The organism is Mesorhizobium sp. 128a, assembly GCF_053848025.1.
The window spans coordinates 169537-187635 of the sequence record NZ_JBSPKY010000014.1 but is presented as its reverse complement, the minus strand read 5'-3'; the positions used below and the strand labels follow the sequence as shown (position 1 = coordinate 187635).

Below are 18099 nucleotides of genomic sequence, written 5' to 3'. Positions count from 1 at the left end.
GAAAGGCTTGAAGGTCCGGGGGCAGAATCCCGTGGCTTGAGCGACCGCAGGCTCCAACAACATACAAATAAATAATGTTGATGCGGCGAGAATAAACGTTGCGCCTTCATGGTTCGAGTCCCCTGAACTTAGTAGGATGACATTTACGACTTCTCGGTCCGGAAGGGAGCCTCGGAGTCCTCTTCAACGATCACATAGAAGAGCCTTACGTCGATGAAACCACCGCGCTGAAGTCCCCATTCGACAACGCGGCCTACAGCATAGTCGCGACCGCTTCGCGCGGGGATCTGCTCCACAGCGCGGTTGGCAGCTTGTTCCAATGAGAGTCCGCGTCCTTCGTATTGGTCAGCCATCTACTTGTTCCTCCGCTAACAGAATGTGGTTGTGGTTCTTGCCCCTGGGCTTCGGGAACAGCCAGTGCGCCCGCACACCACTGGCGTTGTGTCGAAGGGTGGGTTCTTCCGCATCAACCCGCTAGCTTCTTGCTCTCGCAGCAGGCGATCTCGGTCTCAATACCATTGCGCTGCACGACCAAAGAAACACAATTGCCGACGAAAGTCGTCAGTTCTTTGCCCTCTATCAGTGCGAGAGCCAATCCTAGAGTGCCGTTAGGGACGCAATAGTCGCAGAGTAGGCCGCGCGACTGCCACTCAAGCGATCAAATCGGCGAATATTAGAGCTTCCCTATCAAGGGTGAACATCAGACCGCAAAATGATACGTTCTTTCTTGGAGGAACGCGATTTGAAACTCAGAAGCCGGCGGTTCCTTGACCTCGAGAAGCAGTTACGCAAGCCAACCACTTGAACTGGCTTAGCATGCAAGGAGGACCAAAATGAAGTCGATAGCGGAATTCGTTAGAGATGGGATCTCCAATCTTTCAGAACTTCAAGATGCGTTACAGACGGCGGTCAGGTTGGAATTCTCCACGATCCCTCCATACCTCTGCGCGGAGTGGTCGATAACTGAGGGAGGAGATCCGGACGACGTTGGAGGGGCCCTGAAGGATATTGTAAGGCAGGAAATGTATCATTTTGCTATTGCTGGCAACATCCTGTCAGCAATCGGCAGGACCCCCAAAATCGCCAATTCAGATTTTCTACCAAAATATCCAACAAATTACCTTCCCGGTGGGATATTTCAGCCAGAGCCGGTTGATCTGAAGCCGATTTCACCCGCCCAGATTCAGGTATTTATGCAGATAGAATACCCTGAGTTTACGCCTATTGCGGAAAAAGACGCTGATACGCCGGCTACCATTGGTGATTTCTACAACACCATTCTCAAAGGACTTGTCGAAGTCAATCCAGATATTAAGCAAGACGCCTTTTATATCAGCTACGGAGAAGTCAAGCAGGTCAAGACCTTGCAGGATGCGCAGGACGCCATCGGCATGATCAAAGAAGAAGGAGAAGGAACGTCGACGTCTCCGGATCAAAACGAGCAACAAGGCGAACTCGCACATTATTATCGCTTTAAAGAAATATATGTTGGTCGTAAATTGATAAGAAAAGGCGATGCCTGGGAGTTTGATGGAGACCGGATTCAATTTCCGACCAAGAGAGTGTTTAGCAGATCCCCTGATGGGTCGCCAGAGTTCAACAAAGCTCTGTCGACACTCCTGATTGACCTTGAGGCATGCTGGAGTAGTGGGACTGCGCTTGGGAAAAGCTTACAGGATATGACGAACTACGACGACCCAACCAAGGGCCTTGATGGAATTGGCAAGGAGCTAATCAAAAAGGGGATTTGTCCTGAGTTTCTGTGGTCGGATCCGACGACTGACCGCAAATGACAATGGCGGGCCGGCCTAGTCCGTTGCGATGCTCGACGGGCGCGCTTCAGGGCGAACGCCAGGAGCTGGCAAGACCGTGCAGGCATGAGGCAGCCAATGCTGCCCTTGGGTCAAGTGCAGATGCGGTTGCTTTCCTACACTTCCATGAAACCCGAATATGCTCATCGTGCCTTTGTTCTGGCGGTGGACATGGAAGGGATTGAGCGCGGTATGAAGGACGCAATTAGGTGTTCGGCAATGACGAGAAATTGTTGTGATTGGCGCCGCTGGCCGAAGGCCTTTGAGGGCGGGCGATCTGGATGCCGGGCTTGATTTTCGGTGCAAATGTTGTCGCATATCTGGGCTGCGAAGTCGCCGCTGACCCCCGACTTTGGGTCGATTGGAAAGCCGCATGAACTATTGACGAGTTGTCAGAAACGGCGAATATTAGAGTTGTCTGCAAAGTGGCGCCACCTAACTCGGTTTCGAATATATACTGTCTCGCTGTTCGAGGGCAGTATCCAGCGCTTTTTTGGAGGACAAACCTCGTGGCATACTGGACGGTAATTGGAAGGGGAAACGCTGGAGAAACAGAGGGTAAAGCCTTTGGTTTGACGCTCGATACCGACCAAAAGACGTGGATTGCCGCCGGGCCCGACGTAGGCCTCTTTTTCATTTCGAAGTCGGGAAACTACAGCGTGATTGTCGACGCGGTCTACGGCGAGGGAACCCAACTCAAGAACTCATCTGACAAAGTCGCAGGGTTTCTCGAAAATCTGACGGGAGCGACAGCAGTTGGTGATAGCGGCAACGGGTTTGCGCTCGAAAAAGGTGAGACGTTCAGATGGACGTTGGACAGCCAGTAGCATGCGGTCTCGGGCTCAATGACACGATATCGGTGATCCCGCCGCAAGCGGTTGTTGAGGGGTCGAGCAGATCCTGGACATGCTACTGCCTTTGAACAATCGCTGACTCGTCGGCCGGTGCCGACCTGGATACCGCGTTGGGAGGAGTGACTGTCATGACGATGTCGCCGAAGATCAAAATATTTGGTGTCGGTCTATTATTGTTGACTTGGCCGGTGTGGCAGGCGGCTGCTGCAAAAAGCATAGCTATTCATGTGAAGGCGGTTGGTGAAGACCAATCGGTGTCTATGGTGGATGAAGTTTCTAAGCAGGATGTTTATAAAGGAGAGCCGTTTGCCAAGGATGAGACGAAGTTTCCCAGTGTGGAGCTCGATGGTTCGGGAAGAGCTCACGTCAGTTGGAAATCTGTCGGAAAGCCGGACGCGAAAGGGCTTTGCAGGTTCGGTCAAGGTGACAAGTCAAATATCGACGAAAGCACATTGGTGGAGATAGCCGTTACTTCGGCTCCTGACAATTGTCCAAAATAATAGTTTGACGATAGAGGATGACCCCTATGTAAACGTCAAGAGGGGCTGGTGTTGCATGCTCGGGGCGGAAGACGAAAGAGCTGTTGGATCGAAAAATATCGTGGTGCTGGAGTAAGAAGGCTATGAAGAGCGCATGCGCGATTTTCGGTTGAATTGCCGTGGCTGGTGCGAGAGAGTTGCGTTTCTCTCGTGTCAATGTGTCTTGCGCTAGGTCATGGTTTGGTATCTAGTAGAAAGCATCGGGGGCGCGATGGGCATATCGTAGGATGGCGATCCGACAGTAAAGGCCTCCTTGCTAGTGGTGCAATACTTGGGCTCGCGTTGATTCTGCTGGGCCGCAGGATCGCGAGGCGTTTGTCTTCCGTCATCGATCGGATTCAGCTCCATGAATGACGAGGTAAAGTCCGATCAACACGACAAGTCGGCCGTCGACAACAACGACGATGGCTGCACAAGACCTTCCTTTAAAATCACGCGTCGAGCTGTTCTTGTTGGCGCTGCGTCAGTGCCTCTTGCCGCCGCTGCTGAACCGCTGTCGAAGGTCATTCCCGTCCCCCCTGTGGACGTGTTTTATGAAACACAAGAACGACGAGCTCTGGTCGTTGAATGGAACCGCTCGGGTCAATCATCTGGCAAGACGGTTGGCCTGCAACAGGCTTCCACAGACGCTGACCGCCAGCGTCTGATCCTCCCCGCGTCTAGTTTTGCCGACCCTGCCAAACCGGCAAGGCTTTCGCGTTTCGTCCTTGCTCGGACGCGCGAGGGTTGGCGCGCGACGATCGCTGAATGCGGCTTCCCAGGCGGCCCAAGCTTCATGCTTTCAGTCGAGATCGCGCTTAAGGCGATCGCAAACGAGTTCCCGGTGTACGACGCGTCGCTGTCGATTGCGTTGAAATTCGCAAACGCCGCGCTCGGCACAATCGTACTCAGAACGGATAGCCTTGCGGACTTCTTCGGGGGCGGCGACCAGGAGATAGCATCGACGCTGAAGGATAGCCAGGCTCGGGCCTTCCTCCTGACCCTTTTCGATAACACCGTCGCATTCGCATCAAACGCGAAAGAGGTGACCCTTCGCTACAAAAGCACCGGTGCGTGGAGTATCGGTCCGAAGAAGGGAAGCATCTCGCTGCTGCCCGGCGACAAGCTTAATGCAGTCGTCGGCGCGATCGACTTCGCTGTGTTGGCAACCGGGCCGGCCACTGACCTCGGGCCGCTTCCGCTAGACCCAGCTGGAAGCGAGAAGGCTGACGTGCGCAGCCTCTTCGAGGGCGACGAAGCGCCGCCGCCGCTACCCGCCGAGGCTGGCCGTGCCCTCTACGGGATCGCGCGGGTCAAGGCCCTTCCTGGACCGTCACCCTTTTGGACGGGCGAACTGCAAATGGGGCAGACCGCCGCAAAGGATACATCGACGCTTGTCCTCGATCCGCCAGGCCAGGGTGACGGTTGGATGGCATGGCAGCACATGGCGTGGCGCCGAACATCGACGACAGATTTGCACATCGCTCTTCGCTCCCCCATGCAGCTCGTTGTTCGTCGTGCGGCCAAAGAAGCCGAAAACACGGTGTTCGGCCGCTGCCTTGGAATCGCTTGGCAGAGACTAGGTGGAACGCCACGTCGCGCAGCTGCTCTGACGCCCACGGCCTCTAAAGTGCCGGTCGAGACACGCTATGGTGCATTCTTCACAGATCCTTTGCCCCCAATTGCGCCGCGTAAAGGCGCCCGGCCACGCGTTCCACCCATCCGGCTTGGTGCATCGGGCACCGGAACGGCTCGCAAACTGGAATACTTCGCTGCGCAGCTCGCACTGGCAAGCGCGCCCGATTGGCTCGGATCGCAGCCGATCAGCCCCCGAATCGGCTTCACGCAGCCGATCTGCGAGCTTACTTTCGCCGAGGCAGAGGTCCTTTTCCGAATCTCGGGCGTCGCCCTAAGGGGCGGGTGGACAAAAGAAGCGGCGGACGCTCTCCCGCCAACCTCCGAACCGCCTCAGGCCGAAGCGCTGATCGAGATCGGCGGGGCGGCCATCGACGTCGCCCCTGTCCGGATTGCCCTCAACCGTGCGAATTTGCGGGTACGACGGCCCGAAGACCTCGCCTCGCTCCGCTTCGGCTTCCGCGATATGATTTTGGAACGGGGGAAGGCAGGCTGGCGCATCACGCCAGACCGTCGCCTCGCCGCCGCCATCCCGTATAGTCGGCCTCTGCCGGAGCAGCTGGAGGAACGACTGTGCGAGGATCCGCTAGTCTCCGGAAGCTCGCCGCTGCGCTATGGGGACGCCTATGATCCCCGGCCTTTGCTCATTGTCGAGTTTCCGCCGCAACACGTAGCGGAGCGCGCTTTCCTGCGCCGTTTTATGGCCGAGCCTGACCTTCCTGAGCCGCCTCCGACACAGGAGATCAAGGACCTCGCTGGATCTTTGCGGTCAGGTACGCTTGCCGAACGAAAGGATGCTCGGACCCGTGTCAGTCTGGCTCAGGATGCTGCTGCACCGACGACGGAATTCTCGGATTTTCGAAAGGCTTTCTGGAGCGACTATGATGCACAAAAGCTCCCTTTGGATCAGCGCATTTACATCGGCCCCGACTGGCTGGACGTTCAGGCGTCGCGCATTGCCCGCAAGATCGCGCGACAATCGCAATCGACAGACCTCAAGTCGGCCGACGAGCGCGCCCAGGCATTGCGGGGGTTGCCGGACGTCGAACTACCCCCGGCACTCCTGCAGGCACTTTCTCCTGGGCCTGGCCCCTTGCCGGCACCGGACGACTGGCCCGCAGGTATCCCAGCTAACGTACCCGATCCGCCGACGGACAAAGGACAGCTCGACTTCCTCGCTGCCAGAGAGCAAGCGCGCGACCGACGCGATCCTGACGACTCGGCTTTCAATGCTTTCTACAGCTTGCCCAAATCTGAGCGTTTGAATGTCAAGAACTTGCCAAGCGACATTGCGGCCGGCATCCGTGCAGGCCCCAACTGGTTGCCGGGGATAACCAATCCGAACCTTGCCACGTCGCGATATATCGGCCGAAGCGGCACGCTCGCCCGTCTCGAGCGATCAGGTGGCGACCCGGCTCCAATCGCGGCGGCGATCCTCGCGACATTGCAGGCCTTCGATTTCGGCCGCGAGCAGATGGACGAGGCATTCGTCAGACCTGCCGAAGCGCGTCTGTCCGGGCCTTCGCGCCTTGTCTTTCGGATACCGCTCGACGATTTCGACGGGGGTAGACCGGACGCTGCGCCGACTGGTGAGCCGGCAGGCAGTTTCCCTTTCACCTTCGAGGCGTTGACGAACTGGGGCGCTTTTGATCTTGCCGTGGTGCGGCGTGCAGAGCGCCTTTTCGAGCCACTCGCCGCGTGGGCGGCATCGACGGAGGATGCCGGTGTAAACGGCTTGCTCCCGCCCTCCTGGGCCCGCGTGGAGACGCGCGACGAAGCGGCAAAGCTTCTCTACCAGGGCCTAACGCGAGGCGACAGCTGGGCGGTTCGCCACGACGAAAACCGGGCCCTCAGCACCGACGCCAACTGTCCACCAGCGCTTGGTCGACTTGGCACTGTGACCAGTCGTTTGCGCATGGCGGAGATAGCGACGTCCGTTAAAGCGCCGGGCCTGGAAGAGACCGCAATCGAGATGCCGTTCCGTCTCTTGTTGTCTCCAGCTCAGGACGCCCGGTTTCGCGTGCGGCTGCCTGTGACGGGGGCTGGCAAGGACTTCCAGCTGCGATCCGATGGCCCGGTTCCTCTTTGGTATACCTGGCTCGACGAGGCTGCGGGCGCTGCTAGCATGCGTGCCGTCTGGTCGCCCGATTTTCGCCCCGATGCCCTCGTCGACCGCCAAGCCGGCGCGCCACCTCACGGGCCTTGGGCTCCGTGGGCCATGGCACGATCGGTCACATCGCGCGACCCTTACCGCAACGCTGAGCTGCTCTACGGCAAGGGCGCAAGCGATGCCGGTGATGACTATTGCGCCCAGAATCCCAACGACTGTGCCGCGCCGGAGCGCTTCCGGACCGGCCTCGATGCGGGCGATCGCCATGAGATTGTCGCCTTGTCTTCGCTCTACGGGCTCCCGGTCCTCGGAGCACGGGGCGAGAATGGTCAAATACTCGATGCGAGCCAAGCGCCGGTTCCGCCCGGCTTCCGCTTGCGCGACGCTGTGCTTGAGACGCTCGACGGCCAACCGGTAACCAGCACAAATCCTGTCGGCGATTGGTCGACGATCTATCGCCCGAAGGCCTTGGGCGTTACCGAGCTCTCACTCACGGCACTCGGGGGAACATTCGTCGCGGATACCGACTTCTCGCCCCCCGCCTCGGCGAGGGTTAAGGACGGCGCGTTGTTCGACGCGTTCGCGTTGGAGCGCTGGAGCCAGGCGACGGTGCTTGGGCGCGATATCCGCGTCGAGGCGGTCTACAAAGGGTTTCTGTTTCCGCTCGGTCACCGGGCTTCGCTCGTCAAGCTGACGGAGCGGCGCATGATGCCCGTGGAAGCAAAAGGACCGCCCGTCGCATTTCTCGTGCAGCGCTTTTTCTTGCGCATCGGTAAGCCGGACAAACGCTACCCAGCTGCCGGACAGCCTAATGGGGGCCGAGCTTGGCCGCCCGGCCGCGTCGACATCCTTACTCGCGTCACGCCCGATCTGTTGGACCCTGCTGACTCGACCCCAGAGAAGGATGGCACCCATGAGACGCGCAATGGCCGGATCTATCTGAGATCGGACAAAGCGCCAAAGGACACGTTGCCAGGCCTCGTCTTTTGGCCACGCGTTTCGCCTGGGGAAGGCGGCGAAGTTCAGTTCGAACTGCAGATCGACCAACGGGGCACTCCCGCGCGAATGCCGCTGATCTTCGTAGACAACACGGCAGCCAACGACGAGCAGGCACTTGAAGCTCTCAACGTCTGGTATAATGGTCTTTCCGATGCGATGCCGCCCAATTGGCGCACGGTCCTTCCGCTCGGCGGTTCCAAGCGCCGCTACGCGGCCGAACAAGAGCCGGATGCGACCAGCTTCGAGACACTGGATTGGACAATAAGATCTGAAGGCTGCCAGGGGGCCCTCGTTAGCGTCGACCGCGAGAAGGGCTTCGATTTCCACAACGACAGATTCTTGGCTACACCGCTGATGGCAGGCCTCGATCAGCCGCCGTTCTTCCCGGTCATGGCGAGGGGGAACGTGCGCATAGCCCAGATTGAGCGGATGACCGGCGGGGGCGTCACCTGGACGCCCATCATCTTCGATGACGAATATCGCGCTTTCGGCTTCCCTCCCGACGAGCGTTTGACGAAAACGGCTACTGGCGGTGCGGATGAGCGTGCCGCGAAGACGGATATCTATCTCGACATCCTCGACAAGGTGAAACTTGACATACGCCGAGCGGGCGACCGCATCGGCGGGCCGGCGCGGCCGGACACGACATTCAAAGGCGTCTCGCGATCGCGTGGACCGGTTGGCGGCGGGTCAGCTTCCACGCAAGCTGTGGCCCTGCATCGACCGGCCTCTACCGGAATGGATACGCCGAACCCAGCTTCCTTCTTCGATCAATCGTCAAGGCTGCTTGGAATCTTCACGATTGGCCAAGTGATCTCGTTCCTGACCTCGACGTTGAGTGACACGCCGAGGTTCAAGGAACTGACCCACTATGTCTCTTCCGTCGCCGAGGATCTTGATAGCGCCTCCGCGAACGCCAGAGCCGCCGCCGCCGTCAAAGTCAGGGACCTTGTCCTTCTGCCGATGCGCGAGGCGCTAACCGAACTGGCACGTCAGTTCTACCTGGCTACACGGACCGGTCAGGCACCGTTCGATGCGGCGACCGAGAAAAAGATGGTAGGGCGTCTCGGCTACCTCTATCCGGACCTCGCCAAGGCCTGGACGGGACTTTCTGGCGCACTCGACAATGCGATCGCTGTTGCCGGCACCGCCGATGGCGCCTCGACGCTCCTCGACGCCTTCGCCGATATCTATGCGACGGGCCGCCTGTTTCTCGAGGCCATCGAACGAGTGGCGGCTGATCCTGTCTCCCCAGCGCTTGCGGCGCTGCGTGATACCGTCAACGTCGCCTTCGAGGGTCTCGCCGCGCAGGCGGCCAAGATTGCTGGCACGGAAGCCGGCGCGCTGAAGCATGAGCTCGATGATCTGCAGAAACGCGTCTGCAGTCAGATCACCGAACTGTTTGCGGTCGGTACCACGCAATTCCGCGCCTGGCGCCGCCTCGTCTTCGCGCTGCCTGGACTACAGGGCGTCAATCTGGGTTCGGCGACTGTCGAGGCGTTCGAAACCGCGGTGGAGACGGCGCTGGCGACGGCATCGGCGACAATATTGGATGGCCTGTGCGCCGGAACGTCGCCCGACGACCTCGCCCTCCCGATTGCCCAGGCGTTCGTCGCAGCCATGAATGACGCCATTGGCGGAAAGACGAGCGATCTCCAGAAGGCCCTTTCGCAGGCATTCGACGAGTGGCGGCTGGGGGCTGCTACCGACGCAGACCGCATCAAGGGAACTATGTTTGCAGCGGGACTGAATATGGTCGGGCATTTGCTGGCCGCGGCGGCTGGCTTGCAGGCGGCCGCCGAGGCGAATGCAACAGCGGTGATAGCTGCAGCCGTCGATGCGGGGCGCGCGGCAATCAATGCTGCAGGTGCCGCCGCCGATCAAGCGCTCGACAAGATCGACGAAATCTGTGGCACTGCCACCAGCGTGATGCAGTCGCTCGCGGATGAACTCTTGCCTACCACGGCTCTTATCGCAGACGCGCGCAATGACGTGGCCGCAAAATTGGAAGCATTCGCGAAAGAATTGGAGGGGCTCAGCCCACCCCAGCCAGCGCTGGCGGCCTCAACGCGAGCCATCAGGGGTTCGCTCCTCGACGCGATGGAGCCTGCGGTGGCACTGGAGGCAAGCGTTCTTCAGGCGGGAGGAATCATAAAGGGGCTGATGGCAGCTTACGCGTGCGCCGATCCGACCCAGTACAGTGCCGCCCTCGATGCTCTGGTTGCGCTGCCGCGCCAGCGCGTCGCGCTCGTGCGGGTGCTGGCAGGATTTTCCGCGACCGTCGCGGCGCAAGCCGCGCCGTTGGCCAAACTGCTGAAGGATGTCGCCTCCCTTTCGCCGGCGCCTTGGTCTGCGGCACAGGATGCAGCCGAGTCGGTGGCGACCGCACTGCAGACCGCGGCCGAGATGGGAAAGGACGCGACGGCACTACGGGGCTTCAAGGCATCGGAGGTGCAAAGCATTCTCCGCAAGACCCGAGATGCGGCCAAACCGTTTCCACCGCTCCAGCAAGCGCTCGATGCAATGGTCACACAGGGGCTTGCCGACGAAATGACCGACCTGCAGGCCGGCCTGTCTGGCACTGTCGCAAATCCACCACTTCAGACAATCGGCGATATCGAGCGGTTCGCTCTGGCGCTCACCGACGACGCGGGTCGAATTGAAGCTGATCTCACCGCGCTGGCCAACGACATTTGCGGCGCCTTTGAGAGAGACGTTCTCGATGCGGTGGCGTTCCGGCTCGCGGCCAGTCGTTCCTTTGTCGAGCGTCTGCTCGCAGCAGGAGCGGTCCTGCTCTCATCCGCGACGGCAGTGCTGGCGACCCTTCAGACGCAACTTGTCGACGCCCGAGACACCCTCTGGAAGTTGCTTGGCGGCGGCCCGTCCGAAGGGTCGAGTCCCGACGATATCCTGGGCGATCTGGCCGGACTGACCAAGGCGAAGCTGCGCGAGCTGCTTGCGGTCGCCTATCCGCAGTCACGCCGCACAGGCTTGCCAGATGAGAACGATCCTAAACAGACAGATCCAAGGGACTATCTTCGCGCCGAGAAGATCGAGCTCGACCGGTTCGCTCAGCTGACTGATGCCGCCGCTTGGTTGGGAAACCCGCCCAATGCAATTGAGCAAGCAGCTGCACTGTTCGACGATTGGGGCCAGGGGCGCTCTTCGGCCGCACTGCTCATCGACAATCTTCGCAAGGCTGCCGACGCCGTGCTTAGCGGAGACCTCAAGCGCCTCGTCGATCTCGAGGGCGCGCGGCGTGTTATTGACGAGAAGCTACGCTCCCTCGTGCCCTCGCGAATTTCGGTCGAATACGAGCTTGACTCGGAGCTGAAACCATACCCCACCTCTGATCCGATCTTCATCCCAGGAGACAAAAGTCAGCTCGTCATCGGGGCGAGCGCAGTCTATGACTTGCTCGACGCCTCCCGGCCGCCCCTTTTGAAGGCGGAGTGCCGGATTGAAGCTTTCGACATCAATCTCTTCGATATCGTGACGCTGATCTTCGACGGCGCCCGCTTCACAAGCGGGAGTGCCGAAGGATCACATTTCGACCTGACCTACAAGGATTTTCAGCTGGGTCCGACGGCAGCGTTCCTGCAGCCGCTGCAAGCGCTGATGAACCCTGGCGCCAACGGCCCATTCGTGCGACCGCTCGGTGATCGGCCTGGCATCGAGGTCGGTTACACACTGGACCTCGGGATCATTTCGATCGGCGCGATGTCGTTCGCGAATGTCGCTATCCGAGCATCTTGTTCCTTGCCGTTCGATCATACCCAGGCTGAATTCACCGCCTCGATCGGCGCAGAAGACCGCCCCGTTCTACTCTCCATACTGCCCTATACGGGTGGCGGCTTCTTGTCGCTGACGTCGTCGGCAGAGCGAATTACTGGCTTTGCAGCCTCGTTTGAATTTGGCGGCGGAGGCGCGTTTAAATTCGGGCCTCTGAGCGGCCAGGGCCGTATCTGCACCGGTATCTATCTGCGAAAATATGATGACGGCCAGGGCCACGACTTTGTTATTCTCGACGGCTTCTTCTATGCCGGCGGTGAAGCGCACATTGCTTGCTTTGGTGTTGCCGCGACGCTTGTCGTCCGGGTTGGACAGGACGGTGGCGGCAATCTCACCGGTAGTGCGACGTTCACTTACTCCTTCTCTCTTGGCATCACTAAAGTCGAGTTCAAGGTCGGCGTCTCCCGTCGCATCGGCAAGGGATTTGGCGGAGGGGGCGGCGCCGCTAGCAGTGCCCATATTCTAGGACCCGTGAAACGCCTGCCTGTGATCGTTGGTCTCGCCGGCGCCGGAACGCCGACCGGAGTGGCGACAGTTGCCTGCAAGGCCGTTTCGCAGGTCGAGGACTGGGCTCGATATCGTGCTTATTTCGCTGGCGACATTGCGGGGTTTGCCAATGACTGACGCGCAGTCGATCAACGTCCGTGTGGCTTGCCAGGTCGTCGCCGCCGGCATTTTTGACAAGAAGGCTCGCGTTACGCTGGCCTTTTCCCCCATGGCCGCGACGGACGCGGACACGAACACTGTAGATCTCGCAAGATGGCCGGCAGAAATCGCGAATCTCCTCGGAATTACGGTTGGATCCTCTGGATCGCCGCCAATTTCGATCAGGGTTGCGCCGTTAGGCGATAAAGGATGGCGTCTGGCACTTTCATCAACGGCCGACGATTTTGATGCCACTGCAAAATCCTTGACGATGGCCACACGCATCAAGGCGGCCGATCTCGATGAAGTGTCGGTCCTCTGGCAGGAGGTGATGGGTGGCGCCACCGGTCTTGCGGCGATCAGGGACCTGTTGGGCGGCAACAAGGAAACCCGCGATCGATTATTGCGCAAGTCCGAAGATGCTCAAGCTACCCAACGTACGCCGGACATCCACGGCACCGGGAGGGCCGACGTTGCAATGAGGTTGACGGTTGAGCGGGCCTCGGCGATCGCTGTTCGAGCTTTGCGGCCCGGTCGCCAACTGCAACGAAGCAAGAGCCTGGGACGTGCGCCACGCGCATATCCCTCGGACCTCACGCTTCGCGCGCTCGGTGGATATGACGAGACGCAAGCCAATATTGAAGCCTGGAAGGACCTGAAGACCAGCCGACAGCGTGCGGATGCGATTGCGGCGGCACGCCGCGATTACGAAAACGCCTCAACGTCGACCGCCGCTATAGTTGCCCTGAAGCAAGCTGTCGCAATCATGGAAAACGGAGAAAGCCAGGCAGCCGACATGGCGGAGGAAGCCGTGAAGGCCATCGAAGCAGAAACGGTTGCCGGCGCCTTTCCGTCCGAAGCCGTTGCTGCTTTTCGCTTGGCCTCACGGCCCGCCACGCGGCAGGCGGATACGCAGCGATCTCCAAAGCTGGAGGGCGCCGCCCCTGAGGACTTCACGACGGAAGAGATGGCGCGGCGCAGGTTCTTCGCGCTCCAGAGCAACCCCTCGCTCGGGCGTTTGTTTCATTTCGTCATCGACGCCGAATGTGATGCATCCAATCTTGAGGGGCTAGTTGGCTCAGCAGTTTCGTTTTCCGAGAAAAACATCGTCGATCTTCTGCCGGAAGATGGGGGAACTCCTATTGAGCTCGACAAGATGCCGCAACCGCGCACGATCGACGCACGGTTCGCGTTGCTGGGCGTCTCCCTAACGTTCAAAAGTGCAGGAGGAGGAACTTCCGTCGCGTCGCCGCCTGCAATCTGGACTTTAGCAAAGCATCGCGCACGGCAGTCCAGTGACAGGGGCCAAGCAGGGCATTTCTACCCTGCGGCCCGCGAAGAGTTTGATGCTCTATATGCGAATCAAGATCCCCGCGAACTTGCGAACTTGCAGCCTGCGATAGTATCGACGCGATCATCGATTTGCGCCAAGCACTCTCGTTCGGTCATAGGAACGCGACGTTCAATGCGACCCCTCGCTACGAAATACTGACGCTTGATGCGATTACAAGCACTGGGGCGCTCGACAACAAGTCAAGAGGACCATCGATATCGGTTTACGCTTCCGAGACGCGGCGCAGTGCGGGTCTAGCGCTTGCCGACCGGCGTCGGCAAGCGCATGCAATTGCACGTTATTGTGCAAGTGAATCTCAGGTTAAGCGCGATCAGAAGGGCTACCTGCTCGTTCTCGACGCCGCGGATCTGACCGCCGGCTATAAGCTCGATGTCGGAGTGCGTTCAACCAAGGACGGTCCCGGCACGCGAAGCCGTTGGCACACTTTGATGCATCGCAAGGTCGAATACAAACTGGCGCTGACGGACGCCCGCTTCAGCGACTTCTCCGGTGCGAAACTGGAGAAGCGGATCAACGCTTTGTACCCGGACACAGACGCGCGCAGGGAGGCGGATGACGGCCTCTTCCATGCGCCGGCGGCGGTACGCGAATGGACTGTCAACGAACCAGGTTGGGAAAGCGGCGTTGACACAGCAACGGCCTTCGCCGAGGAAATTGTCGGCGCCTGGCGCGGCGATCCACCGGGGCTCGCCTGTGGACTCGAGATACATTCGCTGGATCCCACCGACCTCCCGTTCAGCATCGCCTATGACCTCCCGACCCGCAGCGAGCTTGGAGGGGCTCTCACACCCCCGCCGGCACGCTACGGCTGGTGCTATCATGTGGCGGCGCGCCCGGTCTTTCTTGGCGGTGTGTCAATGCCGCTCGAGCGCGCGCTCGGCCACTATGAGCTGAGCCACATCGTCGACGGAATTGGCAGCCTTGTTCTGCCTGAAGCTCGCCACTCCGGAAAGGGGTTTCACCGCCACGAGCGCATCGAGGCGCCGACGATCGCGGTGCCGGAAGCAATCTTTGGCACGCTGACAGCGGCTGGCGAGAAGACATCCGTCGCGCTTGGCGGGCGCTACCCCGCGGCCCAGGCTTCCAGCATGGTGGTGCGCGCCATCACGGATTCTGAAAACCGTCTCCTCGCGGGGCTTCCGCCAAACATGGCGACGGACAAAGACGTCGCAGGCGTTGGGTTCGACCGGCGGGTGCTGCTGATCCCTTCAGTTCCGCTTGACGTCGCGGGGCTTCATGGAGCCTTCGACGCGCTCAAGGACAACGATCTCGACCACAATCTGAAGCTCGCCGAGCCACGACTCCTTATGGACGACGAGCAGGTGACCGCGCCTGATGAGGCCGAGCAAGTGCCTCCTGCGCTTGCTCCCGAGATCGTTACATCGTCGCTTAGCGCTGGCTCGGACGGTCCGGCGGCGGTGTGGGTCAGGAAGCGCGTGGCCCGGCGGGCACTGGCAGTAGCCTCCCGCCCCAGGGGTGGGCTCAAGGGCTTCGATTACCGCGCTGCCTGGGGCGGACTGCCGATCTTTCGAGCCGCCTCGGCCGAGCCGGCCCCGAAACCCGCATTGGGACAGCGCGTCGTGCCGTGGCGGGGGCAAACGGATCAAGGCGAGATCTTGCACCGCACGGATGACGATATCGTCATCTTCAAGGGCGATCCGTCCCTGAAACGGACGATCCATTTTTCCGCGGTGAACGCTCCATCCGGAGCAGCGGTCTTCAGAACGCTGCCGAAAGGGCGAGACGCGGTGCCTGAGCGTACGCCCTATTTCCCTGATCCCGGCGCGAATGGGTTGATAATCGCGGTTTGGTTGAAGGGCACCGAGAACGGCGCACCAAAGTGGACGGTCCCCGTCAAACTCTATCCGAGTGACGGCGATGTGAGCGGAAAGCCTGTCCCCAATGGCTATCCGGACGCCTTGCCGCTGGTGCTTGACCTCGCTCGCGTAGAGGTCGCGCCGGACAAGGATCGCATCGTCGTTCATGGACCCCAACCTTACAAGGGCTCTCCAACCCTGAAGGCTGTGTACGCTGAGGTCCGCATCGCTCCCGGTGAGGAACTCTCGATCGGGGTCTGGGCTCTTCCGAGCAAGGCCTTCCTCGCACACATTTTCGAAGCCACCGGCACCATGCTGACGCTCGCAGGTGCCGCCAAGGACCTCTCCCCCGTCAAGAAACCTGGATCCATCCTGGAAGCGCTTGCGGCACTCGCGACCAAGGGCGGCACCAGTGGCGAGCGGACGATCACAGGCATCGGCGGGCTACCTGCCGGCTATCCGGCCGATCTCGTAACCCTCACCGAGACGATACTTTGGTCCATGCTCAAGCAACCGATAAGCGAAGTCGCGGCGGTCACAATGCTGGAAGCGATCTACGCGGTCGATCTGCCACAAGCGCTGCCGTCGACGGACGCCTCAGGGCTGACGGTGCGCCGCCTCAACCCGGACACGATCGAGGCGGTCGTTGGCGGACGAGATTGTCCGGCACCCGTCCAACTACCTGATATTCCGGCGAGCGACGAGGACGGCGCGACACCTGTCCTGCTCAGTGGTCTCATTGGGACGTCAATCCAGGGCAAGCTTGGTACGCTCGGCCCGACCGTGGGTGCGCTCGAGATCACGGCGATCGGGGCCGCAGCGGCACGGGGACGGTTTGACGACCCGGACCGTGGGCGATCGCGTGACGACATTGCGCGCGGACTTTGGCCGCGCCCGGACGGAGTGACGCCGATGAGCGTCCGAGACCTATACGGGTTCGCCCTGGATGCCGACGGTTATCCGATCTTTCGTCCCGAGACCGTAAGGCTGCTTCGTCTGGAAGGCTTCCCCCGCAATTCCCTGAATGATCTCCTCGCTCTCCAGCGCCGCGCCCGCCAGGCCGACAACGGCTGCCCGATGGCCGGCGATGAACGGTTGCGAGCGGAGCGGCCGCCTGCCTTTCCCGACGCACGGGCGCGCTACATCAGCATATACGCGCAGGCGGTTTCACCGCATGGCGGCGTGCTTGCCACTCGCTATGGCGAAGCGGCGCCGAACATCGTCGCACCTGCACGCCTCCCTGGGGAGCTCGACGATGCGAAGGCGGCTGCGCTCGCCGCAAAGCCACTCCAGGCGCAGTGGCTGAAGGCGACGGTCAGGCCTTCGAGGCCATCCGGGCGGGAGCCGCAGCCCTCCTTTGCCTGGAGCTATACTCCAAGCCCTGACGGCGAGGGGGCGAGTGAAGTTCTCATTGCACACCGCAGCATGATGGTGCGGGTCAGACTGGCACGTCCCTGGTTTTCGTCGGGAGAGGGGGAGCGACTAGGATTGGTGATTTGGCCACCGAACTTGCCCGGGCTCGCCTCCGCCGATCTGCGTGCCGACACCCTTCGCGATCTAGCCCCCGGTCGAGACCCGATCGATCTGCTCAACTTGCCGAGCGACGGAACAAACGAGCTCTATCTGCAGGATGCGGATCTCGGGCCTGGCGGCGCCTACGTAACGCGATGGGGCGCTGATCCGACTCGGCAGGACGACGGCCTGAAAGGCTGGCTCATGTCGCAGGACAATTTCCCCGAACTGCGCACGGCTCTGGACGGAAGCAAGGACCGGTTCTCCGGGCCGACGTCGCCAAGGGAGGCCGTTTTCGTTCGCGACGTCATGATGCCGCTCCCTGTCCCGGAGGGTGCAGGAGGCCAATCCCCGGCGCGCACGATGATCGTATCGCTTCTGACGTTTGCGCCGCGTTTCGATCCTGAGGAGGAGACATGGTACGCTGATATCCGGATCGACCCCTGCTCTGCAGTCACGCCCTTCGTCCGTCTCGGGCTCGTGCGGTATCAGCCGCATGCGGCGTCTCATCTGCAAGTGTCCGAACCGGTGACGCAATGGGTCCGCATCCTTCCCGATCGAGAATTGAGCGTCACAGGTCAACGGTACACCGACAAGACGAACAAGATGGTGCGCATTCAGGCTTCGGTCTCTGGCATCACGGACAACGGCACGGTTCTGCCGGAGATGGAATTCACCCTTCGCCGTCGCCGTTCGGACGGGGAGGGCGACCATTCCGAGAGTGAGGTACAGAAGGCGGTGGTCGAGCCTTGCTGCGCGGGATCGCGAGCGGAGTGGAGTTGCTCTTTCATCATCGCGGCGACGAGCTACGACAAAGCCGGCGACCAATGGTTCGTCACTGCTGCCGAGACAGAGCTTTCCCGACCAGGCAGCTATATTGACGAGCCGCGCTACCGGACCGCAACAGAGGCGCCCTCGGCTCGCGCTGGGGAGAGTTTCCTCGTCCGTATGCCGCTAGCCCGACTGAGGACCACAGTCGGAAAGCCTCCGCCAGAGGCAGGCGGCTAGAGTTCGAGCCCGTACGTTCGGTTTCAGGTTGCCGAGTTTTCCAG

Annotated in this window: 7 protein-coding genes; 6 read left to right on the top strand and 1 reads right to left on the bottom strand. The window is 60.6% G+C overall.

What is annotated here, in order from left to right; genetic code table 11:
• Nucleotides 1-143 precede the first annotated feature (143 nt).
• Complete coding sequence (locus tag ACWTU9_RS22905) at nt 144-353, bottom strand: hypothetical protein (protein ID WP_455860268.1); 210 nt, start codon at nt 351-353, stop codon at nt 144-146.
• 480 nt (nt 354-833) lie between these two features.
• On the opposite strand from ACWTU9_RS22905, the gene ACWTU9_RS22900 reads away from it, so the two are divergent.
• The 6 genes from ACWTU9_RS22900 to ACWTU9_RS22875 all read left to right on the top strand — a co-directional run bounded on the left by ACWTU9_RS22900 (nt 834) and on the right by ACWTU9_RS22875 (nt 18055).
• The gene (locus ACWTU9_RS22900; RefSeq protein WP_455860267.1) at nt 834-1793 is read left to right on the top strand and encodes a ferritin-like domain-containing protein; all 960 of its coding nucleotides are present in this window, start codon (nt 834-836) and stop codon (nt 1791-1793) included.
• A 527-nt stretch (nt 1794-2320) separates the two neighbouring features.
• Nucleotides 2321-2638: a hypothetical protein gene (locus ACWTU9_RS22895; protein ID WP_455860266.1), complete on the top strand. Its 318-nt coding sequence runs from the start codon at nt 2321-2323 to the stop codon at nt 2636-2638.
• Nucleotides 2639-2793: 155 nt separating this feature from the next.
• A complete protein-coding gene (locus ACWTU9_RS22890) occupies nt 2794-3165 on the top strand; it encodes a hypothetical protein (RefSeq protein ID WP_455860265.1) in 372 nt (123 codons plus the stop codon).
• A 385-nt stretch (nt 3166-3550) separates the two neighbouring features.
• Entirely contained in the window at nt 3551-12343 is an 8793-nt protein-coding gene (locus ACWTU9_RS22885; protein ID WP_455860264.1) for a hypothetical protein, read from the top strand.
• Nucleotides 12336-13856 (top strand): hypothetical protein, encoded by a 1521-nt coding sequence (locus tag ACWTU9_RS22880; protein WP_455860263.1) that lies wholly within the window; start codon nt 12336-12338, stop codon nt 13854-13856. The genes ACWTU9_RS22885 and ACWTU9_RS22880 overlap by 8 nt, the downstream gene beginning before the upstream one ends.
• A gap of 290 nt (nt 13857-14146) precedes the next feature.
• The gene (locus ACWTU9_RS22875; RefSeq protein ID WP_455860262.1) at nt 14147-18055 is read left to right on the top strand and encodes a hypothetical protein; all 3909 of its coding nucleotides are present in this window, start codon (nt 14147-14149) and stop codon (nt 18053-18055) included.
• Nucleotides 18056-18099: the final 44 nt, after the last annotated feature.

Coding starts and splice junctions, on each gene's coding strand:
- ACWTU9_RS22905 (WP_455860268.1), bottom strand. CDS start 353: ATGGCTGACCAATACGAAGGACGCGGACTCTCATTGGAACAAGCTGCC.
- ACWTU9_RS22900 (WP_455860267.1), top strand. CDS start 834: ATGAAGTCGATAGCGGAATTCGTTAGAGATGGGATCTCCAATCTTTCA.
- ACWTU9_RS22890 (WP_455860265.1), top strand. CDS start 2,794: ATGACGATGTCGCCGAAGATCAAAATATTTGGTGTCGGTCTATTATTG.
- ACWTU9_RS22885 (WP_455860264.1), top strand. CDS start 3,551: ATGAATGACGAGGTAAAGTCCGATCAACACGACAAGTCGGCCGTCGAC.
- ACWTU9_RS22880 (WP_455860263.1), top strand. CDS start 12,336: ATGACTGACGCGCAGTCGATCAACGTCCGTGTGGCTTGCCAGGTCGTC.
- ACWTU9_RS22875 (WP_455860262.1), top strand. CDS start 14,147: ATGCATCGCAAGGTCGAATACAAACTGGCGCTGACGGACGCCCGCTTC.